This is a genomic window from Mesorhizobium sp. LCM 4576, from assembly GCF_001854815.1.
GTDB lineage: Bacteria > Pseudomonadota > Alphaproteobacteria > Rhizobiales > Rhizobiaceae > Mesorhizobium > Mesorhizobium plurifarium.
In genome coordinates this window covers 674690-699020 of sequence record NZ_MDDT01000024.1, presented here as the reverse complement: position 1 = coordinate 699020, position 24331 = coordinate 674690, and the positions used below count along the sequence as shown (strand labels likewise).

The 24331-nt window shown below is 65.4% G+C and carries 23 protein-coding genes; 12 read left to right on the top strand and 11 right to left on the bottom strand.

Annotated elements, in window-relative coordinates; genetic code table 11:
- Positions 1-20: 20 nt before the first annotated feature.
- The 5 genes from LCM4576_RS16340 to LCM4576_RS16320 are packed head-to-tail and all read right to left on the bottom strand — an operon-like array spanning position 21 to position 4818.
- Positions 21-1253, bottom strand: a complete 1233-nt coding sequence (locus LCM4576_RS16340) for an ABC transporter substrate-binding protein (protein WP_071033095.1) — start codon at positions 1251-1253, stop codon at positions 21-23.
- A 22-nt stretch (positions 1254-1275) separates the two neighbouring features.
- Positions 1276-2076 carry an ABC transporter ATP-binding protein gene (locus LCM4576_RS16335; protein ID WP_071033094.1) on the bottom strand — a complete coding sequence of 267 codons (801 nt, stop codon included), beginning with the start codon at positions 2074-2076 and terminating at the stop codon, positions 1276-1278.
- Complete coding sequence (locus tag LCM4576_RS16330) at positions 2073-2816, bottom strand: ABC transporter permease (protein ID WP_157901217.1); 744 nt, start codon at positions 2814-2816, stop codon at positions 2073-2075. Before LCM4576_RS16330 ends, LCM4576_RS16335 begins: the two co-directional genes overlap by 4 nt.
- Positions 2817-2821: 5 nt before the next feature.
- On the bottom strand, positions 2822-3625 hold the full coding sequence (locus tag LCM4576_RS16325) for an ABC transporter permease (RefSeq protein WP_131803254.1): 804 nt from the start codon (positions 3623-3625) through the stop codon (positions 2822-2824).
- Positions 3622-4818 carry a UxaA family hydrolase gene (locus tag LCM4576_RS16320; protein ID WP_071033092.1) on the bottom strand — a complete coding sequence of 399 codons (1197 nt, stop codon included), beginning with the start codon at positions 4816-4818 and terminating at the stop codon, positions 3622-3624. Before LCM4576_RS16320 ends, LCM4576_RS16325 begins: the two co-directional genes overlap by 4 nt.
- A gap of 140 nt (positions 4819-4958) precedes the next feature.
- Here LCM4576_RS16320 and LCM4576_RS16315 point away from each other — a divergent pair, with 140 nt between their 5' ends.
- Together LCM4576_RS16315 and LCM4576_RS16310 are read left to right on the top strand one after the other, a co-directional pair.
- Entirely contained in the window at positions 4959-5618 is a 660-nt protein-coding gene (locus LCM4576_RS16315; protein ID WP_052458221.1) for a GntR family transcriptional regulator, read from the top strand.
- Complete coding sequence (locus LCM4576_RS16310; RefSeq protein ID WP_071033091.1) at positions 5615-6493, top strand: SMP-30/gluconolactonase/LRE family protein; 879 nt, start codon at positions 5615-5617, stop codon at positions 6491-6493. The genes LCM4576_RS16315 and LCM4576_RS16310 overlap by 4 nt, the downstream gene beginning before the upstream one ends.
- A gap of 78 nt (positions 6494-6571) precedes the next feature.
- On the opposite strand, the gene LCM4576_RS16305 is transcribed toward LCM4576_RS16310, so the two are convergent.
- Positions 6572-7405 (bottom strand): SDR family NAD(P)-dependent oxidoreductase, encoded by an 834-nt coding sequence (locus LCM4576_RS16305; protein WP_157901216.1) that lies wholly within the window; start codon positions 7403-7405, stop codon positions 6572-6574.
- A gap of 467 nt (positions 7406-7872) precedes the next feature.
- On the opposite strand from LCM4576_RS16305, the gene LCM4576_RS16295 reads away from it, so the two are divergent.
- Both LCM4576_RS16295 and LCM4576_RS16290 read left to right on the top strand, forming a co-directional pair.
- Entirely contained in the window at positions 7873-10062 is a 2190-nt protein-coding gene (locus tag LCM4576_RS16295) for an anthranilate synthase (protein ID WP_071033176.1), read from the top strand.
- Between the two features lie 29 nt (positions 10063-10091).
- The gene (locus LCM4576_RS16290; protein ID WP_198540254.1) at positions 10092-11024 is read left to right on the top strand and encodes a cation diffusion facilitator family transporter; all 933 of its coding nucleotides are present in this window, start codon (positions 10092-10094) and stop codon (positions 11022-11024) included.
- Between the two features lie 76 nt (positions 11025-11100).
- On the opposite strand, the gene LCM4576_RS16285 is transcribed toward LCM4576_RS16290, so the two are convergent.
- Positions 11101-12201, bottom strand: a complete 1101-nt coding sequence (locus tag LCM4576_RS16285) for a hypothetical protein (RefSeq protein ID WP_071033088.1) — start codon at positions 12199-12201, stop codon at positions 11101-11103.
- Positions 12202-12300: 99 nt separating this feature from the next.
- Here LCM4576_RS16285 and LCM4576_RS16280 point away from each other — a divergent pair, with 99 nt between their 5' ends.
- The 5 genes from LCM4576_RS16280 to LCM4576_RS16260 all read left to right on the top strand — a co-directional run bounded on the left by LCM4576_RS16280 (position 12301) and on the right by LCM4576_RS16260 (position 15969).
- Positions 12301-12735: a DsrE family protein gene (locus LCM4576_RS16280; RefSeq protein WP_071033087.1), complete on the top strand. Its 435-nt coding sequence runs from the start codon at positions 12301-12303 to the stop codon at positions 12733-12735.
- 110 nt (positions 12736-12845) lie between these two features.
- Positions 12846-13619, top strand: coding sequence for an SDR family NAD(P)-dependent oxidoreductase (locus LCM4576_RS16275; RefSeq protein WP_071033086.1), 774 nt, complete (start codon positions 12846-12848; stop codon positions 13617-13619).
- Between the two features lie 57 nt (positions 13620-13676).
- Positions 13677-13988 (top strand): putative quinol monooxygenase, encoded by a 312-nt coding sequence (locus LCM4576_RS16270; RefSeq protein ID WP_071033085.1) that lies wholly within the window; start codon positions 13677-13679, stop codon positions 13986-13988.
- A gap of 68 nt (positions 13989-14056) precedes the next feature.
- The gene (locus LCM4576_RS16265) at positions 14057-15160 is read left to right on the top strand and encodes an AbrB family transcriptional regulator (protein ID WP_071033084.1); all 1104 of its coding nucleotides are present in this window, start codon (positions 14057-14059) and stop codon (positions 15158-15160) included.
- Positions 15161-15204: 44 nt separating this feature from the next.
- A complete protein-coding gene (locus LCM4576_RS16260; protein ID WP_071033083.1) occupies positions 15205-15969 on the top strand; it encodes an SDR family NAD(P)-dependent oxidoreductase in 765 nt (254 codons plus the stop codon).
- 23 nt (positions 15970-15992) lie between these two features.
- On the opposite strand, the gene LCM4576_RS16255 is transcribed toward LCM4576_RS16260, so the two are convergent.
- Positions 15993-16880, bottom strand: coding sequence for a LysR family transcriptional regulator (locus LCM4576_RS16255; protein ID WP_071033082.1), 888 nt, complete (start codon positions 16878-16880; stop codon positions 15993-15995).
- Between the two features lie 146 nt (positions 16881-17026).
- Here LCM4576_RS16255 and LCM4576_RS16250 point away from each other — a divergent pair, with 146 nt between their 5' ends.
- From LCM4576_RS16250 to LCM4576_RS16240, 3 genes are all read left to right on the top strand, one after another.
- Positions 17027-18562 carry an MFS transporter gene (locus tag LCM4576_RS16250; RefSeq protein ID WP_071033081.1) on the top strand — a complete coding sequence of 512 codons (1536 nt, stop codon included), beginning with the start codon at positions 17027-17029 and terminating at the stop codon, positions 18560-18562.
- Positions 18563-18710: 148 nt separating this feature from the next.
- Positions 18711-20783: a TonB-dependent siderophore receptor gene (locus tag LCM4576_RS16245; protein WP_244510815.1), complete on the top strand. Its 2073-nt coding sequence runs from the start codon at positions 18711-18713 to the stop codon at positions 20781-20783.
- On the top strand, positions 20783-22000 hold the full coding sequence (locus tag LCM4576_RS16240) for an MFS transporter (RefSeq protein WP_071033079.1): 1218 nt from the start codon (positions 20783-20785) through the stop codon (positions 21998-22000). Before LCM4576_RS16245 ends, LCM4576_RS16240 begins: the two co-directional genes overlap by 1 nt.
- An 8-nt stretch (positions 22001-22008) precedes the next feature.
- On the opposite strand, the gene LCM4576_RS16235 is transcribed toward LCM4576_RS16240, so the two are convergent.
- The 3 genes from LCM4576_RS16235 to LCM4576_RS16225 form a co-directional block, all read right to left on the bottom strand.
- Positions 22009-23082 carry a siderophore-interacting protein gene (locus LCM4576_RS16235; RefSeq protein WP_071033175.1) on the bottom strand — a complete coding sequence of 358 codons (1074 nt, stop codon included), beginning with the start codon at positions 23080-23082 and terminating at the stop codon, positions 22009-22011.
- Between the two features lie 157 nt (positions 23083-23239).
- Complete coding sequence (locus tag LCM4576_RS16230) at positions 23240-23554, bottom strand: nuclear transport factor 2 family protein (RefSeq protein ID WP_071033078.1); 315 nt, start codon at positions 23552-23554, stop codon at positions 23240-23242.
- Positions 23554-24330, bottom strand: coding sequence for an esterase family protein (locus LCM4576_RS16225; protein ID WP_071033077.1), 777 nt, complete (start codon positions 24328-24330; stop codon positions 23554-23556). The genes LCM4576_RS16230 and LCM4576_RS16225 overlap by 1 nt, the downstream gene beginning before the upstream one ends.
- Position 24331: the final 1 nt, after the last annotated feature.

The window sequence follows — 24331 nt, the reverse complement described above, 5'->3', positions numbered from 1 at the left end:
TTTCTTAGGAATGCGCTTGCTCAGGAAGGCGCCTTCCACTGGTCGAGCTGCCAGGCCGGCAGGCCGCGCAGGTCCTTGGCGCTCTTGTCGGTAAAGCCGCTTTCGTCCGGCACCTTGCCCGTCCCCTCATAGGCCTTCTGCAGCAATGGAGCCGCCTTGCCGAAGGCGGCCTTGACCTGATCCCAGCTCAACGCCTCGGGGATCATCTTGCCGGCCACCATGAACTGGGAAATCTGGCTGACCGCGGCCGCATCGCCTTCCGTCGGCCAGATCCAGCCGCGCTGGAAGAGCACCTCGTCGCCGACGACCTTGGCGCCGAGCGCGGGATCGAGCCCCCAATATTTGTTGACCGATTGCGAAATGTCCTTCGGGTCGACTTTCTGCAATTCCGCCAGCGCCCGCTGCGCGGCGACCAGGAAGGCCTGGCCGATCGGCGAGTCATCGCCGACGATGCGGTCGCTGCAGATCCAGAAGGAGCGGTGCAGATAGTAGCCGTCGGGATAGAATTTCGATTTCTTGACGCCCGGCAGCAAATGCCCTTCGCCCTCGCCCGCCGGTCCGCTGTAGCCGGCCTCGGTGTAGCCGAAGGAATTCATGATGCCCGTAAGCCCCGTCTCGGCATTGGCCTTGAGAAAGGCCGGGTAGATCACGACCGACGCGTCCATGCCTTCCGGCAGCGATGCCGCCACCGCCTGGGTCGGCGTGTTGACGATGTTGATGTTGAAGGCGCGCGGATCGGCGTCGCCCAATTCCTGCAGCAGCATCTGCGAGAGCGCGTTGTAGGGGTCGCCGCCGACCAGCGCGCCGACCGTCTTGCCCTTCAGGTCCTCGATGTTCCTGATCGGCGAGCCCTTGCGGGTCGCCAACACCATGCGCATATGGCCCTCGCCCACGGTCAGGATGTTGATCGGCTGCGCCTGAGACAGCAGGCGAACGATCGGCGTGTTGCCCCACATGCCGATGTCGAGATCGCCCGAGACGAAGGCCTCGACCATGGGCAGGGCCGAGGGGTAGTCGCGCCAGTCGACGGTCAGGTCGTAGCCGAGCTCGCTTGCTGCCTTCTCCAGCATCTTCTCGTTGATCATGCGCTGCGTCAGCGGCGAATTGCCGGCGGCGTAAGGCTGGCGCCCGATCGAGACTTTCGCCGTCTTGCGGTCCTGCGCCCGCACGATCGCGGGCATGGCGAGGGCGCCCGCGGCGGCGCCCGCAAGGAACATGCGGCGGGTGAAGATGCTCTGCGTAGATCTTGTCATGACATTCCTCCGTCCTGTCGTGTCAGTTCATCGTTGCGCGGTATGCTTCTTCGCGGATCAGCTCCCAGATCGACTGGCAGAGCCTGGCGAAATCGCCCGAGCGGCGGGTCGCGTCGCCGCGCGGCCTCGGCAGGTCTATGTCGACGATCTGCTTCAGCCGGCCGGGATGGCTGCTCAGCACCGCCACCCGGTCGGCCAGGAACACGGCCTCGTCGATGGCATGCGTGATGAACACGACCGTGCGCCGTTCCGGCGCCGGGCGGTCCTGCCCCCAGATCCGCAGCAGTTCGTCCTGCAGGATGACGCGGGTCTGCGCGTCGAGTGCGGCCAGCGGCTCGTCCATCAAGAGGATCTCCGGCTCGCTCGCCATCAGCCGCGCCAGCGCCACGCGCTGGCGCATGCCACCCGAGAGCTGGTGCGGATACTTGTCCTGCGAACCCTTGAGCCCGACCATCTCGATGGTGCGCTCGACGCGCTCGGTTCGCTCGGCCGGCGACAGCCCATTCCCGGCCGGCCCATAGACCAGTCCGAACTCGACATTGCCGCGCACCGTGCGCCAGGGAAACAGCGCGTAGTCCTGGAACATCACGCCGCGCTCGGCGCCCGGCCCCTCGATCGGCTTGCCGTTGAGCGCCATGGTGCCGGACGTCGCGGGCTCGAGACCGGCCAGCATGTTGAGCACCGTCGTCTTGCCGCAGCCCGAGGGTCCGACGATGGCGAGGAACTCGCCGTCCCTGATGTCCAGCGACAGCTTCTCGACGGCGACGACCGAGCCGCCGAAGGACTTGCTGACGCTATCGAGCCGGATCTTCGGCGCGCTCATAGGCGGCTCCACGGTACGGTGATGGCAAGCGCCCAGCGCAGAGCGCGGTCGWGGGCGAAGGCGACGATGCCGACCGCGATCATGCAGACGACCATGCCGTTCAGGTCGATCGAGTAGGCGTAGAAGACGAACATCATCTGGCCGATGCCGCCGCTGCTGCCGGACTTGGCGCCAACCGCAAGCTCGGCGGCGATGATCGCCGTCCAGGCGATCCCCAATCCGATCCGCATGCCGACGAGGATCGACGGCAAGGCCGCTGGCAGGAGCACCACGCGCATGCGGGTGAGCGGCTTAAGCCCCATGGTCAGCGCGGCGCGCATCAGGCTGGGCTCGATGCGCTTCACGCCCGAGATGGTGTTGATCAGGATCGGGAAGAAGGCGGCATAGGCGACGATCGCGATCGCCGCGCCCGAGCCCGACCCCAGCCAGAGGATGACGAGCGGCAGGATGGCGAGCGCCGCGATCGRCCGGAACGTCTCCACCAGCGGGTCGAGATTGCGCTCGACCGTCGGCATGCTGCCCATGGCGATGCCGAGCGGGATTGCCACACATGCCGCGATGGCAAAGCCCGCAAAGACGCGCCCCAGGCTGGTGGCAAGGCCGGCGAGCAGGTCACCGTCCCGCAGCATGGCGATCGCGGCTTCGACCACGGTGCTCGGTCGCGGCGCATGGTCCGAACCCGAAGCGAGGAGCTGCCAGCCGGCAATGAGCAGAACCGGGACGATAAGTCGAAGCGCCATGCGTTTCATCGCGCCGCCCCCGTCTGTGCCCACGGGGTCAGAACCTTCGAAAGCTGGCGCAGCCCCTTGTCGGTCAGGAAGCCGAGCACGCCGATCGTGACGATGAAGGCCATCACCGTCGGGGTCGACAACATGCTGCGATAATATTCGATCGCGTAGCCCAGCCCGTTCGGCGCCCCGACCAGCTCGGYGGCGACGACGGCGGTCCACGACGCGGCGACGGCAAGCCGCGCCGAAACCAGGATCGYCGGCAGCGCCGCCGGCACGATGACGCGCCGCATGATCGTCGGCCCCGACAGGCCCATCGTGCGCGCCGCGGCGATCAGGCGCTTATCCACCGCGGCGGCGCCCGCGGCCGTGCCGACCAGCAACGGGAAGAACGCCGTGTAGAACATGATGAACAGCGGCAGGCGATGGCCGATGCCGAAGAGGTAGAGCGCGAGCGGTATCCAGGCGATGCCGGCGATCGGCCGCAGCATCTCGACCGGCAGTTCGAGCAGATCGTTCCACAGCCGGCTGCGGCCCATCAGCAGGCCGAGCGGCACGRCAATCGCGGCTGCGGCGAGCAGGCTGRCCAAAAGCCTCGCCAGGCTGATCAGCGCATTGCCGAACAGCTCGCCATTGAGCGCGGTGTCGCGAAGCGCTGCGGCGACCGCCAACGGCGACGGCAGCAGCAGTTTTGATGGCACGAAGAGCGATCCGACATACCAGGCAAGCACGAACAGCGCCATCGTGCGCAGATAAACCAGCGCTCCCCCAAACCGCGTTGGGCCGGCCGCCTTCACGCTTGTTGAGAAAACCGCGCTCACAGCGAACCTCGTATCCGGGTCGGGACTTCCAGGCCCTCTCCCAATATCTCGCCGAAGGTGAGCGTGCCGCCGGCGACCTCGAAGATCGTCGCGAGCAGCCGGCACGCGGCCTCCTCGATCGTTTCGGCTCCTTCCGCGACCGGGCTGGCGTCGAAATCGATCTGCTCGGGCAGCCGGCGCGCGGTCTCGCGCCGGGCGGTTATCTTGATCGTCGGCGCGAGCGCGCTCGCCGTGCTGTTGCCGGGCCCGGTGGTGAACAGCATGAGCTGGGCGCCGGCGGCGGTGAAGCCGGTCATCGATTCCGGCGAGAAGGACGGGCCGTCCATCAGGTAAAGCCCGCCGGCAGGCGGCGGCTCGGCGACGGAGAGCATCCCGTCGATCGGGCAGCTGCCTGTCWTCGCCACGGCGCCGAGCGACTTCTCCTCGATCGTGCTTAGCCCGCCGCGAATATTTTCCTCGCCGGGATTGTTGCCCGTCAGGCTGCGGCCCGACGCGCTGGCAAGGCTTTCCCGGCGCTCCACCGCACGCAGGATTCCTTGTGCGATCGACGGATCGCGGGCGCGGCCGGCCAGGATATGCTCCGCGCCCAGCCACTCGACGGTCTCGCCGGCGATGACGGTTGCGCCGCGCGACACCAGAAGGTCCACCGCGGCGCCGACGACCGGGTTGCTGATGAGACCCGACGTCGCGTCGGAATGACCGCATTCGACGCCGACGACCAGTTTTGTTCCCGGCAATGTTTCGCGGCGGGCGCGGGAGRCCTCGCGCAACAGCGCAGCACCTCGCCTGATGCCCTGCTCCAGGACCGAAAGCATATCTTCCTCCTGCTCGGCGAAGGAGACGCTGGCGACGGGCTTGCCGTCTTCCGAGATGCGGGCCGAAACCATCGCGGTCGTCGCGTTGTCGACCCCGACAACCAGCACCGCGCCCACATTGGGGTTGCGCCCAAGACCCACAAGTTGATCAACGTGCAACCCGAGATCCGGTTCGATATGGCCCCTGCCGGCGCTCGTGGCCGCCAGCAGCGCGCCCTCCAGGCTGGCGGCGATCCGCTCGCTCACCCGCAGCGCAAGCCCGTTGATGCACAGGACAAGCACGTAATTGCGGACTCCGACGCTTCCATCGGCCCGGCTGAAGCCGCGAAAGGACGGCAGGCGATCGATTTCCCCTTTGTCGGAGGCATGTGGAGGCATCTGGCGTTCCCGAACCGTCGCTGCAGGCGATCTCCTGGCAAATCTCATATTTGATCAAATGTTCCATTGGCAAGGGCAAAATTGACTTCTGTTGATGGCCATGCGAGCAATATTTGCTCAAATCCGGGTAGCAGGGACATATGGCGCGAATTCCCGACGTTCAAAAACTGCTTCGTGACGACATCATTTCCGGAGCCATTCCGTTCGGCTCGCGGCTGAGGATCGACGAGTTGGCGAGCCGCTATGGCGTGAGCCATATGCCGGTGCGCGAAGCGCTGCGCGCGCTGAGCGGCACCGGCCTGGTGGTGCTGGAGCCCAATCGCGGCGCCCGCGTCAGGACGGTTCACATGTCTTTCGTGGTCGACCTTTTCGACATCCGCAGCGCCATCGAGACCATGCTTGCGCGGCGCGCCAGCGAGCGCCGCACCGCCGATCATCTGCGCGACCTGAAGGCGGCCGAGGAATTGCTCGAAGCCCGGGTCGCGAGCGAGGACTTCCTTGCCGTGCCGCATGCCAACAACGTCTTCCACGGCGTCATCAACGAGGCCGCCGGCAATCCCGGCGCGCTGTCCATGGTGGATCGCAACTGGCTTCTGGTGGCGGCGATCTGGCAGCGCTACGGCTATGACGAGGGGCGCTTCCACGGCGTCATCAACGATCACCGCCACATCATCCGCGCCATCGAGCGCCAGGATGCCGGCTCGGCGGCAGTTCTGATGGGGGCGCATATCGAGAAGGCCAAGCACGACCTTCTGGACAGGATCGCCGTCGATCCCAAGCCGGACATCGGCCTGCAGTGACCGCCGCCGAGTTCGACGTCGCCGCGAAGACGGGCGACATTCTGGGCGAATCGCCGATCTGGCATCCGCAAACCGGCGAATTGTTCTGGGTCGACCTGCGCCGCCCTTGCCTGCACCGCCTGCAGCCGAAAAGCGGGACCGTGACCTCATGGCCGATGCCCGACGTGATCGGCTCCGTCGTCCCGCGGGCGAAAGGCGGGGTGGTCGTCGCGCTCAGGCACGACCTCCRCGCTTTCGATCCGCAGAACGGCCAGTTGAGCCGATTGACGACGGTCGAATACGGGCCACCGCAGCATCGCCTGAACGACATGAAATGCGATCCCGCCGGCGGCATCATCTGCGGCAGCATGTGGGATTACGGATTGCACCCGTCGGGCGCTCTCTACCGGATCGACGCGACAGGGGACCCGCCCCTGCTACGCGGGCGGATCGCCGTGCCCAACGCACTTTGCTTCAGCCCGGATAAGCGAACGCTCTACTTCACCGACACCAGGAAAGGCGACATCGAGCGTGCGGACTTCGATCCGGCGAGCGGCAGCGTCGGCCGATGGTCGACATTCGTCACGGCGCAAGCGGCGCCGGGTCGGCCAGACGGCGCCACTGTCGACGCGGAAGGCTTCCTTTGGAATGCGCGCTACCAAGGGGGCGCACTCGCCCGCCTCGCACCCGAGGGCACGCTGGACAGGCTGGTGCGGGTCCCGGTCAGCCAGCCGACCTCCTGCGCCTTTGGCGGCGAGGGCTTGAGGACCCTCTACGTGACCACCGCCACCCAGACGCTGAACGCCGTGGAACGGGCCGAGCAGCCGCTTGCCGGTGCGCTTTTGGCGCTCGATGTCGGGGTGGCGGGCCTGCCGGAGCCGATGTTCGCCGGCTAGGCCACGATCGCGCCGCCGGAGCATGATGCCGAAAAGTGTGAAGCGGTTTCGGACAACATCATGCTCCATCTCTTTGATTCAGAGCCAGCCGAGGTGACGTCCCCCTGTTGCCTGCAGGTCGATGCCGGTGATGAAACTGCCGGCATCGGAGCACAAAAGCACCGCCGCTCCGGCCATCTCGCTTGCCTCGCCTGCCCGTCGCATTGGYGCTGAATTCTTCTGGATTTCAGCCCACTTCGCCGCATCCTGGCRCCGCCAGCGGTTGCGCTCGGTAATCACAAGGCCCGGCGACAGGTTGTTGATCGTCACGCCGTGCGGCGCGTAATCCTTGGCAAGGTTGAATGACAGATTGTGCTGCGCGCTCTTCAGCGCCGCATAGACGGCAAGATCGGATTCGGGGCGGGTCTGGTTGATGCTGCCGATCGTCAGCACCCGGCCCCAGCCATTGTCCTTCATGCCTGGTAACGCTGCCTGGAGCAGCTCGATCGTCGCCCTGAAATTGATCTGGATCTGGCGCTCCACTTGGTCGGCCGGCAATTCGAGGAAAGGCGTGCGGTACTGGATGGAGGCRCAGACGACCAGCACGTCGACCCCGCCGAGCGCAGCGATCGCCTCATGGACGCAGCGCGTCGCCTCGCCGGGCTCGGCGAAATCGGCGTCGATCGCCACCCCGCGCCGGCCTCTTTCATGGACTTCGCGCACAGCATCGGCGGCGGCGTCGGGCTGGCCGAACGCGATGTCGGCGGCGCGGGCCGAATGGACCGCCACATCGGCGCCGGCCTCCGCGAAAACCCTGACGATCTCGCGGCCGATGCTGACGCTGCCGCCGGTGACCAGCGCGCGCCGCCCGGCCATCGAGAAGCGGCGGGCCAGAAGCAAGGCGTTCTGCGTATCGATTTCGTCGTGCGGCATTCCCATTGATCCTCGATTGATTTGATCATACTCGATCGTCGAACGTCACAGGGCCTGCCGAAATGTCAAGGGTGGAGCTTCCAACCTTTTCAGATTTTGATCAAATTCATGCCTCTTGAATTCACACACAATCGATTGCCGGGCCCGCCATGCAAGTTGGCCGGCTGTCCATCTCGGCCGGCCGCGCGAAATGCCGAACGCCGCCCGCGGCTCGCACGGAAGCCGCGGACGACTTGCTCCATCCGGCGCGTTCCCCGATTCCGCTTGCCGATCCGGTCATTCGCCGCTATGGGAGTCGCCATGAACATGCGTTCGAACAAGACCATTTGGTGGTGKGGCTGCTGACAGCGGCCTGTTCGTGCGCGTGCGCGTGAAAGTAGAGGGTGGCCGCAACGGAATGTCCGGGCGGCCATTTGTTTTTAGAGCCATTCCCGGGTCCGTTGCCCAAAACGCTGATGGAGACGGCAATGACGACTAAAGTTCTGGACAACGGGGCCGAGCGCTTCGTCACCGCTGGCGGCGTGACGATCACCCGAGAGCGCCACGACCAGCCCTATGAAGGCGCGATCGACGCCTATGTGGACGGCCTGAATTCGCGCCGCGGCGCCGTGTTCTCCTCCAACTATGAATATCCGGGCCGCTACACGCGCTGGGATACGGCCATCATCGATCCGCCGCTGGTGATCTCCGCGCGGGGACGCACGATGCGCATCGAAGCGCTGAACAAGCGCGGCGAAGTGTTGCTGCCGGTGATCGGCAAAGCGCTTGGTCAGTTGAGCGAAGTCACGATCGCCGAAACCTCGAAGACGCTCATTCGTCTCGATGTCGCCAAGCCCGGCCGTGTCTTCACCGAGGAGGAGCGCAGCCGCGTTCCGTCGGTCTTCACAGTGCTGCGCGCCATCACCGCGCTGTTCAAGACCGCCGAGGACGCCAATCTCGGCCTTTACGGCGCCTTCGGCTACGACCTCGCCTTCCAGTTCGATCCGGTCGACTACAAGCTCGAGCGCAAGGCAGGCCAGCGCGACCTCGTGCTGTTCCTGCCCGACGAGATCCTCGTCGTCGACCATTATTCGACCAAGGCCTGGACCGATCGCTACGACTATTCCGGCGACGGTTTTTCGACCGAGGGCCTGGCCCGCGACGCCCATGCCGAGCCGTTCAGGACCGCCGACCGCATCCCGCCGCGCGGCGACCATGAGCCTGGCGAATACGCCAACCTGGTGCGGCGCGCCATGGAGAGCTTCAAGCGTGGCGACCTGTTCGAGGTCGTGCCCGGACAGATGTTCTACGAGCGTTGCGAGACCCAGCCCTCCGACATCTCGCGCAAGCTGAAATCGATCAACCCCTCGCCCTATTCCTTCTTCATCAATCTCGGCGAAAACGAATATCTGATCGGCGCCTCGCCGKAGATGTTCGTGCGCGTCAACGGCCGCCGCGTCGAGACCTGCCCGATCTCGGGCACCATCAAGCGCGGCGACGACGCCATCTCCGACTCCGAGCAGATCCTGAAGTTGCTCAACTCGAAGAAGGACGAGTCCGAGCTGACCATGTGCTCGGATGTCGACCGCAACGACAAGTCGCGCGTCTGCGAGCCGGGCTCGGTGCGTGTCATCGGCCGCCGTCAGATCGAGATGTATTCGCGCCTGATCCACACCGTCGATCACATCGAGGGCCGGCTGCGCGAAGGCATGGATGCCTTCGACGCCTTCCTGTCGCACGCCTGGGCGGTCACTGTCACCGGCGCGCCGAAACTGTGGGCCATGCGCTTCATCGAGCAGAACGAGAAGAGCCCGCGCGCCTGGTATGGCGGGGCGATCGGCATGGTCAACTTCAACGGCGACATGAACACCGGACTGACGCTCCGCACCATCCGCATCAAGGACGGCATCGCCGAGGTGCGCGCCGGCGCCACGCTGCTTTTCGACAGYGTTCCCGAGGAAGAAGAAGCCGAAACCGAATTGAAGGCATCCGCCATGCTCTCCGCCATCCGCGACGCCAAGACCGGCAACGCCACCGGAACCGAGCGCACCACCGCGCGCGTCGGCGACGGCGTCAACATCCTGCTCGTCGACCACGAGGACTCCTTCGTCCATACGCTCGCCAACTACTTCCGCCAGACCGGCGCCAATGTCTCCACCGTGCGCACCCCGGTACCGGAAGAGGTCTTCGAGCGTCTGAAGCCCGATCTCGTCGTGCTGTCGCCCGGACCGGGCACGCCGACGGATYTCGATTGCGCGGCCACCATCAGACGGGCGCGCGCCCGCGACCTGCCGATCTTCGGCGTCTGCCTCGGCCTGCAGGCGCTGGCCGAAGCCTATGGCGGCGAGCTCAGGCAATTGCACATCCCCATGCACGGCAAGCCGTCGCGCATCCGCGTCTCCAAGCCCGGCATCATCTTCTCAGGGCTCCCCAAGGAAGTGACCGTCGGCCGCTACCACTCGATCTTCGCCGATCCGGTGCGCCTGCCCGACGGCTTCGTGGTCACCGCAGAGACCGAGGACGGCATCATCATGGCCTTCGAGCACCGCAAGGAGCCGATCGCGGCGGTGCAATTCCATCCCGAATCGATCATGACGCTCGGCCACAATGCGGGCATGCGCATCATCGAGAACATCGTTGCGCATCTGCCGCGCAAGGCTAAGGAAAAGGCCGCTTAGGGCGGCGCCCAGGAATGAGTGYGGCCATCATGACGACAACCCAGGAGACGAAGGCGGCGACACGGCAGAAGGTCGCCAGCCTTGCGTTCTGGTCGATTGTCGTCGCCTGTGTCGTRCTCGTCCTCAAGCTTGTCGCCTGGTATATCACCGGTTCGGTCGCGCTCTACTCGGACGCGGCGGAATCGATCGTCAACGTGATTGCGTCGGCCGCCGCTTTCTGGGCGATCCAGGTCAGCTACAAGCCCGCCGACCAGGACCATCCCTTCGGCCATCACAAGGCCGAATATTTCTCTGYCGTGCTCGAAGGGGTGCTGATTGTCGTCGCAGCCCTCCTGATTCTCAACGAGGTCTGGCAGTCCTGGCAGCACCCCGCGCCGCTGGAACAGCCCTGGAAAGGCCTTGCCGTCAACGGCGTCGCAACGCTCATCAACGCGGTCTGGGCCTGGGCGCTAATCCGCACCGGCCGCAACGCGAAGTCGCCGGCCCTTGTTGCCGATGGCCAGCACATCATGACTGACGTGGTGACATCCGTCGGCGTGCTCGGCGGCCTTGTCGGCGCGGTGCTGACCGGCTGGCAGATCCTCGATCCGGCGCTGGCCGTCATCGTCGCGCTCAACATCCTGTGGCAAGGCTGGCATGTCATCGGCTCGTCGATGAACGGACTGATGGACCGCGCCGTCGACAGCCAGGAGAACATGCAGATCCGCGATATCATCTCGGCCAATTCGAAGGGCGCGCTCGAGGTGCATGACCTGAAGACGCGCATCGCCGGGCGCGCCACCTTCATCGAGTTCCATCTGGTGGTCGACGCCGACATGACGGTCGGCGCCAGTCACGTCATTTGCGACCGCATCGAGGACGCGCTGAAGGCCGAGATCCCCTCGGTGCGCGTCACCATCCACGTCGAGCCGGACGACGAGGCCAAGCTGCCGAAAGGCACCACGGCGGTGCCTTTCGCCTGACGCAAAATGTTCGTTATTTCAGGGCGGAGCAGGAGCGAAGCTCCGTCGCGGAGACCCTGGAATGACGAAGCGCTGATTACGGTGCGCAAGCCGACTGCGGCATCGGYGTCAACCGATAGACCTTGTCGTCGGATTTCGTCTTACCGTTCACCGCCTTCGAGCAAAGATCGACTACCGCCACCGCATTGTTGGGGTTGGCGACCATCATCGTGCCGTTGGGGCCGCGCTTGAGGAAGATTTCCTTCTGCGAGATGTCGCAGGAAAAATCGCTCATCTTCGGGCTGGCCGAGCAGCGCCACTGGTCGGCATCGCCCTGGCAGGAATAGGTCTGCGTGACCTTGGCGCCCTTCTGCCTTGTCGTCACCGAAATGGCGATATCCGCGCCGTCGGGCCAGTTCGCGGCATCGCCGCCGGTGGCGAAGGAGGCAAGCTCGACCGGACCGCGGAAGACACGAATCGATTGCGTCAGCTGGTTGGGGTGCGACTTCAGATGCTGCTCGTCGTAGTCGCGGCCGAAGCAGAAGGGCTGATCGGGCTTCAGCCGCACGCGCAGCGGATCACCAAGCGCCGGATCGATGGGATCGATGCGCGTGAACTCCCCCTTGCAGCTATCGGCCGGCATCGGGTCCAGCTTGAAATTGTCGTCCTCGCTGCCCAACGCCTGCTTGGCATACTCCGCCTTGCTCATCGACTCCGACGCGTCGGGATCGAGATAGACGTCTTGCGACAGGCCGGACAGCAGCAGCTTTCCCTTGTCGTCGACTTTCAGCGAGGCCAGAGTCCGGTCGCAATCCATGCCGCAGCGGATGCCACTTGCCTTGTCGCTCGGATCTTCCTTGTTGCACCAGCTGCTCGCCCATTCCGGCTTCTTGGCGCCGCGCACCGTGGTGGTGAGGAAGCCATTGTAGGAATTATCCTGGTTGGCGGGAGGTTCTTCGTTCGGCCGGCTCACCGGATCGTGGCCGTAGAAAAAGAAGATGCGCGCCACCTTTTGGCGCGGATGCGCCTTGAGATGGGCGGCGTCGTAGACGCGGCCGAAGCAGGCGTCGGCGCCGGTCGGGCTGAGCTCGGGAAGCTTGGGCGGCTGTTCGGCGCGCGCCGCGCCGGCAAAAGCGGCAAGGGCGGCGCAAAGCGCCACGCCCGCCATGGTCCTCGCCACCATGGTCCTCGATGACATGTGATCCTCCTCCCACCGACAGGACCAGGATATGCTAGTCTAGGAGTGCCGCCCGGGCCATGCAAAATCGCGCGAGCGGGCGAGCGAACGGAGGATACGATGCTGCGCCGTGACATTTTTCGTGCCGGTCTCGCAGGCGCCGCAGGCCTTTTCGGCCTGAGCCGGGCAAATGCGGYAACATCGGAGGAAAGGCTGAAAGTCGCCTATCATCTCAGCGACACGGACAAGGTCAACTTTGTCCTCGGCAACATCAAGAACCACTATGAAGGCGCCGGCGGCAATGTCGATATCGTGCTTGTGGTGCACGGCCCGGCTCTTGCCGCCTTCAAGTCCAAGGGCGCTTCCGGCGCGGTTTCCAGCCGCTTTGCCGGCCTCGTCCAGCAGGGGCTCGTCCCGCAAGCCTGCGGCAACACGCTGCGTGGCATGGACATCACGCTGACCGACCTGCTGGCGGGCTTCGAGCTTGCCGAGAAGGGCGGCGTCGTGAAGCTCGCCGAGTTGCAGCGCCAGGGCTATGTCTATCTCAGGCCCTGAATGCGCCCGGACTTGAAGGCCAACACTTGAACGCCCCTACTTGAACGCCCCTACTTGAACGCAAGGTCGACAATGGCCTACGAAAGACGGCAACGCGGAGGCCAGCCGACATGCTGACACTTGCCATCCCCGATCTTGCCGGAAAGGCGGTTCTGGTCACCGGCGCTTCGACCGGCATCGGTGCCGCCCTTGCCCGTGCCTACGCCGCGCAGAAATGCCGCGTCGCGCTGCATTACAATGCGAGCCGCGCGCCCGCTGAAACCGTGGCCGGGACCATCCGCGACGATGGCGGCGAGGTGTTTCTGGTTCAGGGCGATTTTTCGATACCTGCCGACGTCGAGCGTGTGGTCGAAGAGAGCGCCAAGCATTTCGGCCGGCTCGACGGGCTGGTCAACAATGCTGGCGGCATGCTCGGCCGTGTCGCCTACGCCGATCAGGACGAGGCGCATTACGACGCCGTGATGGACCTCAACGCGCGCTCGGTGCTCACCGCCTCGCGCAAGGCGATCCCGTGGCTGAAGCGCCAGGGCGGCTTCATCATCAACACCACCTCGATCGCCGCGCGCAACGGGGCCGGCGGCGGCGCCGGCCTCTACGGGTCGTCCAAGGCCTTCGTCTCCAATGTGACGCGCGGCATGGCCAAGGAGTTGATCGGCTTCGGCATCCGCGTCAACGCGGTCGCGCCGGGCACCATCCTGACGCCCTTCCACGAACGCTATTCGAACGCCGATCAGATCAAGGCCATGGTCGCCACCATTCCGCAAGGCCGCGCCGGAACGCCCGAGGATTGCGTCGGCGCCTATCTTTTCCTGTCGTCCGATCTGTTGAGCGGCTACATCATCGGCCAGGTGATCGAGGTGAATGGCGGCCAGTTGATGCCGTGAGCCGGCGATTGCATACTTGATGCAGCGCGCGACCCAATCTGGAGGGAGAGCAAGGGCATGTACGGACTGATCGGCAAGATGCGGGCGGCGCGCGGCCAGCGCGACGCGGTGATCGACGTGCTGCGCGAAAGCACCGCCGCGCTCCCTGGTTGCCTGAGCTACATCATCRCCATCGACCCGGTCGACGCCGACGCGATCTGGGTCACCGAAGTGTGGACCGACCAGGCGAGCCACAAGGCCTCGCTGCAATTGCCGGAAGTCCAGGCCGCGATCGCCAAGGCGCGTCCGTTCATCGCCGGTTTCGAATTCCAGATCGAGACTCATCCTGTTGGCGGCTTTGGACTGCCGTCGCCCGAAAAGGCTGGCTGATCTCCCGGACGGGCATTTTTCGCGAAAAGCGGGTTCGCATTTGTCTGCGTCCCGTCTAAGGGCCCGATATGGACTCCTCGCCAGAGCAACCGCCCTTGGACCAAGCGCCCATCGAGCGCATGGCGCGCCTGCGCCCGCCGCAGCAATGGCTGGTGCTTTTGGTCTTCTCGCTGCTCTTCGCCGGCGCGCTGGAACTGGCCGCCCTGCCGGCGGCGCTGCTGATCGGCCCGATGCTTGCCGCGATCCTCGCCGGCACCAACGGCGCCACCGTGCGTGTGCCGCGACCGCTGTTCGGCTCGGCCCAGGCGATCGTCGGCTGCTTGGTCGCCGGCTCGATCTCGGCCGACATCTTTCCGGCGCTCTATCACGAATGGCCGCTGTTCCTTGGCGTGGTGGTCGCGACCGTCGCCGCCTCCAGCCTGCTTGGCTGGCTGATCAGCCGCTGGCGCATCCTGCCCGGCACCACGGCGGTCTGGGGCTCCTCGCCTGGCGCCGCGACCGCCATGGTGCTGATGGCCGGCGCCTTCGGCGCCGACCAGCGTCTCGTCGCCTTCATGCAATATCTGCGCGTCATCTTCGTCTCGATGACGGCCGCTCTCGTCGCCAAGATGTGGGTCGACACTTCCGACGTCGAAGCGCCGCCGATCGTCTGGTTTCCGCCGATCGATGCTTTCGCTTTTGCCGCCACCATCGGCATCGCGATCGTCGGCGGCCTGGCCGGAAAGCTGGTCAGGCTGCCCTCGCCGTTCTTTCTCGGCACCTTCATTTTCGGCGCGGTGGTCCATCTCGGTCTCGGCGTGCCGATGCAGTTGCCGCCCTGGCTRCTGGCGACCAGCTACGCCATGGTCGGTTGGTCGATCGGGCTGAACTTCACCCGGCCGATCCTGCGCCATGCCGCGCGCGCCCTGCCGCAGATCATCGGCTCGATCGTCGCGCTGATCGCCTTTTGCGGCGGCATGGCCTTCGTCATCAGCCGCCTGCTCGGCATCGATCCGCTGACCGCCTACCTGGCGACCAGCCCGGGCGGCATGGACAGTGTCGCCATCATCGCGGCGGCGGCGCGCAACGTCGACATCTCCTTCGTCATGGCCTTGCAGTCGGCGCGCTTCCTGGTCGTGCTGCTCATTGGGCCAAGCGTAGCCAGGCTGGTGGCGCGAAACGTCAGGGCCTGATCCGCGATATCCAAGGGTGCAAGGGTAGCTGAGGAGAATTGCCCATGGAACGCCGTCAGAATGCCGTAGATCTTTCCGGCCGCGTCGCCGTGGTGACCGGCGGCGCGCAAGGCATCGGCCTTGCGGTTGCCCGACGCCTGGTGTCGTCGGGCRCCGGCGTCGCCATCTGGGACGTCGACCAGGCCGCGATGGCCAAGGCCGCCGCCGAACTCGCGCCGCTCGGCCGCGTCGAGGCCATCCTCTGCGACCAGTCGCAGATCGAGGCCGTCGATCGCGCCGCTGCCGAGACCGAGCGCACGCTCGGCCCCGTCGATCTCCTCGTCAACAATGCCGGTATCGCCGGGCCGGCGGCAACCGTGGTGGATTACGACCCCGCCGCCTGGCGCCAAATCGTCGATATCGACCTCAACGGCGTCTTCTATTGCTGCAAGCGCCTGGTGCCCGGCATGGTCGCGCGCAACTACGGCCRCATCGTCAACATCTCCTCGGTGGCCGGCAAGGAAGGCAATCCCAACGCCGCCGCCTATTCCGCCGCCAAGGCCGGCGTGCTGGCGCTGACCAAGTCGCTCGGCAAGGAGCTTGCCGGCCACGACATCGCCGTCAATGCGCTGACGCCCTCGCCCGCCCRCACCCGCATCCTCGAGCAGCTCACCGAGGCGCAGGTCGCCTATATGCTCGGCAAGGTGCCGCGCGGCCGCTTCGTCGAGGTCGAGGAGGCCGCCGCCATGGTCGTCTTCATGCTGTCGGACGAGAACTCCTTCACCACCGGAGCGACCTTCGATCTCTCCGGCGGGCGCACCACCTACTGACCTCACGCYGCCTGCCGCGAAACCTATCGTCCGGCCGCAAGCCGCTCCGGCAGGAAATCGACGAAGACGCGGACCTTCGGCGAAAGGTGGYGGTTGGACGGCCACAGCATCCGGAACTGGCCGCGGCCGTCGACATGCTCGTCGAGCACGGTTCGCAGTGTTCCCTCTTCCAGCGCCTCCCGCACCAAGAAATCGGGCATGCAAGCGATGCCGAGACCGGCGATCGTCGCACCCTTCAAAGCCTCCATGTTGTTGCAGGTCAGCATCGAACGAATCTGCGGCGCGGCGCTCCCGGTGATGAACGGCCAGTTGAGCAGCCTGCCGCTGTTGAGGAATCGGAAATGGATGCCGAAATGGGCCGCGAGGTCCGCCGGGGTGTCGGGCGTGCCATGYCGATCGAGATAGGAAGAGGCAGCGCACAAGATCATGCGAAAAGGCGCGRCYGGCCTCGACACCAATCGTGAATCGGGCAGTTCGCCGCTGYGGATCGCGACGTCGATACCCTCTTCGATGACGTCGACGATGCGATCGTTGAAATCGATGTCGAGCTCGATTTCCGGGTATCGCGCCATGAATTCCGACAGCACCGGCAAAAGCAGATGATAGGTGACGATCGGGGTGGAGATGCGCAGTCGTCCGCGTGGCGTCTCGCGTGTCCGCGACAGCATCGCTTCCGCGTCTTCGATATCGTCGAGGATGCGGCGCACCCGCTCGTTGAACAGCTTGCCCTCCTCGGTCAGGCCGATGCGCCGCGTGCTGCGCTGCAGGAGCCGCACGCCGAGCTCCTGCTCGRGCCGGGCGACGCTCTTTCCGACGGCGGAAGCCGAGATGCYGAGCGCCCGTCCGGCGGTGACGAAACTGCCGAGCTCGGCGGTGCGGGCGAAGGCAAGAAGGCCGTTGAGACGATCCATCGCTTGAATCCATTCGAGCGTTTCATTCCGGGATGACCGGAGATCTAATACTATTCTGCCGTAAATGTCGCCGCCCTATCTTGTCGTTGCGATCGGCGCCGCCAGTCAGCGGCATGCCGGCAACCCCGCCTGAGATAGGAAAATCCATGACTTTGATGACCAGGACCGGCCCGGCCGGCAGATGGCTCGTGCTGCTGTCGGTCTGCCTCGCCGCCATGACCATGCCGTTGAGCTTTACCGGTCCGGCAGTGGCGCTGTCCCGCATTGCCGCCGATCTCGGCGGCAGTCCGCTCGCCCTCAATTGGGTGACCAACGCCTTCATGCTGACCTTCGGCGCCGGCTTGATGGCAGCCGGAGCATTGGCCGACAATCATGGCCGCAAGCGGATCTTCCTTGCCGGCCTCGCCACCTATCTCCTTGCCGCGCTGGGCTGCACGCTGGCGCCCGGCATCGTCTGGTTCGACATGTTCAGGGCCCTGCAAGGCATTGGCGGCGCCGCCGCCTTCGCCGGCGGCGCCTCCGCGCTCGCGCAGGAATTCGACGGGCAATCGCGGTTGCGCGCCTTCAGTTTCCTCGGCACCAGCTTCGGCATCGGCCTTGCCTTCGGTCCCGTTGCCTCCGGCCTGCTCATCGACGCATTCGGCTGGCGCTCGATCTTTCTTCTCGTGGCGGCGCTTGGCGTTGCCRCCGCCGCGCTTGGCCTGCGCACGATCGCCGAATCGCGCGACCCGGACGCAACCGGGCTCGACTGGGCGGGAGCCGGCACCTTCACCATCGCGCTTTCCGCGCTGACCTACGGCGTGCTGCAGGCGCCGCAGAGCGGCTGGGCCAATCCCTTCGTTATCGTGCTCCTAGGCGTGGCTGCCGTCTTCTTTGCCGCCTTCGTCATCGTCGAGCGGCGCGTGCGCCGGCCGATGCTGGACCTGACGCTGTTTCGCTTCCCGCGTTTCGTCGGCGTCCAGTTCCTGGCCGCGGCGCCCGCCTATGCCTTCGTCGTCCTGCTCGTGCTCCTGCCGATCCGCTTTATCGGCATCGAAGGGATGAGCGAGATCAAGGCGGGGCAATTGATGATCTGCCTCTCCGGCCCGCTGCTGATCTTGCCGCTGCTGGCCGGCCAGGCGGCACGCCGGATCGCCCCGGCGACGATCTGCGGTGCGGGCCTCCTCGTCGCCGCGGCCGGTCTGGTCTGGCTGAGCCGCGTGCCCGCGGCGGGCAGCGCGCTGGTGCCCCCGCTGATCCTGATCGGCATCGGCATCGCCTTGCCCTGGGGGCTGATGGATGGACTGGCAGTCAGCGTCGTGCCGAAGGAGCGCGCCGGCATGGCGGTCGGCATCTTCAACACCACCCGCGTCGCCAGCGAGGGCGTGGCCTTGGCCATCGTCATGGCGGCCTTGTCCGGTTTCACGGCCACGCAGCTTGGCGCTCAAGGACTGGCCTCGCCTGGCGAGGCGGCCGCGGCGGCCCAGCTACTGGCAACCGGCAATATCAGCGAAACGGTGCAACATCTGCACTTGGCCGACGCCACTGCCCTGGTCCAAGCCTATGAGACGGCTTTCGACCGGCTGCTCATCGTGCTGGCGACGATCACCGTGCTCACCGCCATCGTCGTCTTCCTTGGCTTGCGCCGCGGATCGGCATCGGAACAAGACGTCGCGCCTGTCCCGGCCTGCCAGGAAGGCTGACGCTACGTGACGCCGTCAAGTCCGGCGACGTATAAAAAATACTTGACTCACATACTCATATTTGAGAGCGCGGAAGCGCAACAAAAACATGAGAATTGGAGACAGGTTAATGCCGAAGCGGTCGAGGACGTGGCGCCGGGGATTATCATTGCTGGCGGGCAGCGCCATCCTCGGCAATGCCTGGCCGGCACTTGCCCAGGACGGCGGCGACGCCACCGTTCTCGACAGGATCGAGGTGACCGCCGAGAGCAACGAGATCCTGAAGCAGGACGGCTATGTCGCCAAGAAGGACCGCATCGGCACCAAGACCGACACGCCCATCGCCAGGATCCCGCAGGCGGTCTCGGTCGTCACGCAGAAGCAGATCGAGGACCAGAAGCCGCGCACGCTGAACGACGCGCTGGGCTATACGGCCAGCGCCAATCCAAACAGCTTCGGTTTCGACACGCGCTACGACGCCTTCTTCCTGCGCGGCTTCCAGGCCTTCTACAACGGCATGTTCCGCGACGGGCTGCGCCAGTACAACGGCCCCTCCGCCTGGTTCAAGACCGAGCCTTACGGCATCGAGGGCGTCACCATCCTGAAGGGACCCGCCTCCTCGCTCTACGGCGTCAGCGGTCCGGGCGGCATCGTCAACGTCGTCACCAAGCGCCCCAAGGACGAGCCGTTCCATGAGATCGAACTGCTGGCAGGCGAGCACAACCGCTTCCAGGCGGCGCTCGATGCTTCCGGGCCGGTCAATGACGACGACAGCATCCTCTACCGCTTCACCAGCCTCGGCCGCCTGAGCGAGACCGGCCTGCCCGACTATCCCGACGACAAGCTCTATCTGGCGCCTGCCGTTACCTTCAAGCCGGACGAGGATACCAAGCTCACCATCCTCGGCGAATATTCGAAGTCCGTCACCGGCGGCACCGCAGCTTTCTACAATTCCGCCTATGGCGTGCTGTCGAACGTCTATGAAGGCGATCCGGCCTGGAACGATTTCACCCAGGATCAGGGGCGCATCGGCTACGAGTTCGAGCACCGCTTCAACGACTGGCTGACCGTGCGCCAGAACCTGCGCTACAACGCTGTCGATTCAGACATCGAATACAGCGGCCACTATTCGATCGGCGCCGATCAGCCGCTTGAGCGCTACTGGGGCCACTACACCGAGACGATGAAGAACTTCGTCGTCGACAACATGGCGCAGCTCGAATTCGACACCGGCCCGGTCAGGYACACCGCGATTGCCGGCATCGACTATGCCTGGTCGGATTATGACGCCGGCAGCGGGCTCTCCTATGTCTCGGTCGAGGATATCAAGGCCGCCCCCGTCCCTCATTCCGGCGGGCAGGAGATGAACCAGCTCGGCGTCTACCTGCACGACCAGATGGAGTGGAGCGATTTCACCCTCTTCACCAGCGGTCGCTACGACTGGGTCGACACCACCTCCACCGCCGCCGATTTCAGCCAGTCGAAGCAGAAGGACAGCGCCTTTTCCGGCCGCGTCGGCCTCTCCTACCGGACCGAATGGGGCATCATCCCCTACGTCAACTACTCGACTTCGTTCTCGCCCAACATTGGCTTCGTCTATGACGACGTTAATAGCCCGGTCGACCGCGTCGCCCGCCCGACCATCGCCACGCAGAAGGAGATCGGCGTCAAATACGAGATCCCCGACCACAACGCGACCGTCAGCGCCGCGCTGTTCGACATCGACCAGAAGGATGGCGTCGTCTTCGACGCCTCGACCGGCATCAACAAGCAGCGCCAGCTTGACCTCAACTCGCGCGGCGTCGAGCTGGAAGCCAATGCCTCGCTCGACAATGGCTTCAGCGTCATCGCCTCCTACACCTATCTGCGCGTGAAGATCGAACGCGGCGCAGAAGGCACCGACGGCAAGGAACTGTCGGCGACGCCGAACCACATCCTGTCGCTTTGGGGTCATTACCAGTTCGAGAACGGCACGCTTGAAGGGCTCGGGCTCGGCGCCGGCGTGCGTTTCGCCGGCGCGAGCTACGGCGACGACACCAACACGTTCAAGAACGACGCGCGCGCCTTCGTCGATGCTTCGCTGTCCTACGATTTCGGCTATCGCAACCCGAAGCTCGAAGGCGTGAAGCTGCAGATCAACGCCAAGAACCTGTTCGACAACCAGCAGACGATCTGCTCGGCCGGCTATTGCTACCGCGACGAGGGCCGCTCGCTGTTCGGCAGCCTGCGTTATCGCTTCTGATGTCGGTCTCCGTCTCGAACCGGACCGCCTTGTCGCCGGCCRCCATCGTCGCGGCGATCGGCGGCCTCTATGTGGCGCAGAGCGTGATCGGCGGCATCACCTGGACAGGTCTGCCGGCCGTCATGCGCGACCAGGGCCTGCCGCTCGACCGCATCGGTCTGCTCACTTTGATCGCCCTGCCATGGGCGCTGAAGTTCCTGTGGTCGCCGGCGGTGGAACGCTACCGGCTTCCGCCGGCAGGCAGGAACCGCACCGGCGCGATCGTCCTCGTCGGCGGCCTCGTCTCCATCGCCGGACTGCTGGCCGTCGCCCAGCTCGGCCCGGCCGCCTTCTGGCCCGTGGTCGCCTGCCTGACGGTGGTCGCCTTTGCAGCTTCGACAGTCGACATCGCCTGCGACGGCTTTGCGGTGCAGAACCTTGCCGGCAAAAATCTCGGCTGGGGCAATGCCGCCCAGGTCGGCGGCGCCTATCTCGGCTCGGCGATCGGCGCCGGCCTGTTCCTCTATCTGGTCGAAATCCATAGCTGGCGCGCGGCGGTGTCGGCCATGGCCTCGTTGCTCGTGCTGCTCGGGCTGCCCTTCCTGCTCGGCATCGCCATCAAATCGCGCGAGGAAGTGCGCGAGCACGTGCCCTCACTCGGCACGGCGCTGCGGCGCCCGCAGATACGCCGCGGCCTGGCGGCGTCGGCGATCTATGTGCTGGCGCAGAAGGCGGCGCTGGCCATGCTCGGCCCGTTTCTCGTCGATGCCGGGCTCAGCCTTTCCACCATCGGGCTGGTCAACGGCGCCGGCAGCATGATCCTCGGCGGAGCGGCAGCGCTTGCCGGCGGCGCGCTCGTCCGGTGGCTGGGCACGCGCAGCGTGCTTGTGCTTGCGCTCGTCCTGCAGGCCGGATCGCTGTTCATCCTCGCCGCCTTCGCTTTTTCGGGCGTTTTCCCGACAGGTCCCCTGGTAACCGTCGCGATGCTGAGTTCCTCCGGCATCATGGCGCTCGGCTTCGTGGCGCTCTATGCGCAATTCATGCGCTGGTCGGACCCAAGGCAGGYAGGTGTCGATTTCACGCTTTTCCAATGCATGGACGCACTCGTCAGCATGGCGGGTGGCGTCCTAGCCGGTTATGCGGCGCAGCATCTGGGCTATGGCGCGCTGTTCGGCGGCGCTGGCGTCATCGCGCTGCTGGCGGCGCCGGCGATCGCCATGGTCAGCGACCGCGACTGAAGACGGAACTATCCCTCGCCGGCCCCGTCTTCGCCCGACGCGCCGCGGCGCCAATAGGCGGTGACAAGATGCCGGTCGCGCGGCAGGGCCCATTCCTTGCGCACGATCCGGCGGATCTCGCGGAAGTCGGTGAACTCGCATCCGGCCCAGACAAAGAGATCGTCGGCCCCGCTGCCGCGCTCGCGCAGCGCTTCCGGCAGCAGGCCGGCGCGGCCTGCTTCGCGGCCGTGCCGATAAAGCCAATGGACGGCGATGTTTTCGCCCGCCGCCAACGTCACTCGGTCTTGCGGACCGTTGACCTCGATGAAGGCCTCGGCACGGACGGACGGCGCAAGCTCTTCCAGCATCCGGCCGATCGCCGGAAGCGCGGTATCGTCACCCAGAAGAAAGAGGTTCGATGCCTCGGGCACATCGCCGCCGCCGGGGCCGATCATGCCGATGATGTCGCCGGCCCGCGCATTCTGTGCGAAAGTCGCGGCCGGCGTCTCGGCGCCGGGATGCAGCACGAAGTCGATGTCGAGCCAGCCCTCGGCCACGTCCAGCGCGCGGATCGTGTAGACGCGGATGGTCAGCGCATCCTCGCCCGAGGGCCAGACGATCAGACCGTCCGCGCCCATGGTCGGCCAGACCGCCTGGCGTCCGGCCGGCGGCAGCAGAAGCCGGACATGAAATCCGCCATGGGCGAAGCGGCCGAGGTCGCGGCCCGAGAAGCGCAGGCGCTGCATATGCGGCGACAGCCGCATCGAGGAAAGGACCGAAATCTCGCGAAAGAACACCGGCGTGCCGGCATCCTTGCCGTCGCCTTGCCAGCGTAAACCTTCGGTGGTGCTGAGATGCGCGGCGATGTGGCCGGCGAAGATCATCTTCATGTAGGAGAGGCAGGTCTCGTCCTCCGCCGAGACACGGACCAGCACGCCGCTGTCGTCGAATGAAGCATTCAACGCGCCGTAATGCATGCGGAATTCCCATTGGCCGGCAACGCCGGTGTCGATTTCATGGTCGCCATGCTCGGCGCGCAGCCTGTCCATCACCGCGCGGATGTCATCATTCTGGATACGGGTTTGCGCGCTCAAAAGATTCATCGCCGGGCCTTTCGATACCAAGTGCGACGGCACCGGCCGAAGCTCGGTGTCGCCAGGCGCCGGCATGCCACAGTGCAAGCGGCACTGCCACTAAAACATGATTATAAAAGTCATATTTTTGGATGAAGCCGCGCGAAGCTCCGTGACGCATCCGGTTTCAGCTGATGACCAGGCTCGCGATCCGGTCGCCGTCCAGCGTGAAGGCCATATCGCCCTCGCCGTTGAAGCCGTTGCCCGTCACGGCGACGCGGGCATGGTAGACGCCGTCGCGCTCTGCGACGCGAACGATGCGAAGATTGGACTGGACGCCGATATTGTCCGACCGGTTCCACCGCGCGACCCCGTCGCGGCCGTGGAAATCACGGCCCCAGTCGCTCAAAAAGGCATCGTCGGTGAAGGTAGCCAGAAAGGCTTCGCTATCATCGGCGTTGGTGGCTTCGACAAAGCGGCGGATCGGATCAGGTGTGGTCATTACTCCAGCCTATGCATCAAATCGTCATCCAGCCAGYGGCCGAAAAAATAGACAAGCTGCTTGTGCCACCACGGCCAGTCATGGCTGACGTCGCCGCCCCAATAGTCGACCYAGGCCGGGATGGATTTGTCGCGCAGCACCTGCTCCAGCTCGCGCGTCTCGACCAGCATGCGCTCTTCCCAGGCGCCTTGGCCGCAGCAGAAGATCAGCCTGAGCGCCCTGAGCCGCCCGAGCAGTTTCTGGTCGACGATGCCGGGCAGGTAATCGAGCGGCGAGTTGAAATAGATGTTGCCTTCAAGCGCCCGGCCGAAAAAGTCGCGGGCCGAATAGACGCCGGACAGCGAGATCACGCCGCTCGCCAGTTCCGGGAAGCGGAACACGAAGTTCGACGAGTGGTAGCCACCCATCGAGCAGCCGCAGAACAGCGGCTTCAAGCCGCGTCCGCCGTTAGACTTGGCGGCGACCGCCTGCAGCTCAGGCAACGCCTCCTCGCGCACATAGCGGAAATAGGCCTCGTGGCGGGCGATGCGATGCGCCGCGTCGGCATGCTTGTTGAAGAAGGATTCCGAATCGATGCCGTCGAGCGTGAAGAGCTGGATGCGGCCGGTGTCGATGAACTCCGCGAGCGCGCCGACACCGCCGGAATCCTCGAACTGGTAGAAGCGCCCTTGCGAGGTCGGGAACACCACCACCGGGCGCCCGGCATGGCCATAGCGTTTGTATTCCATGTCGCGGCCGAGATTGCGGGCATGGCCCTTGTGATAGGAGACGTCCATC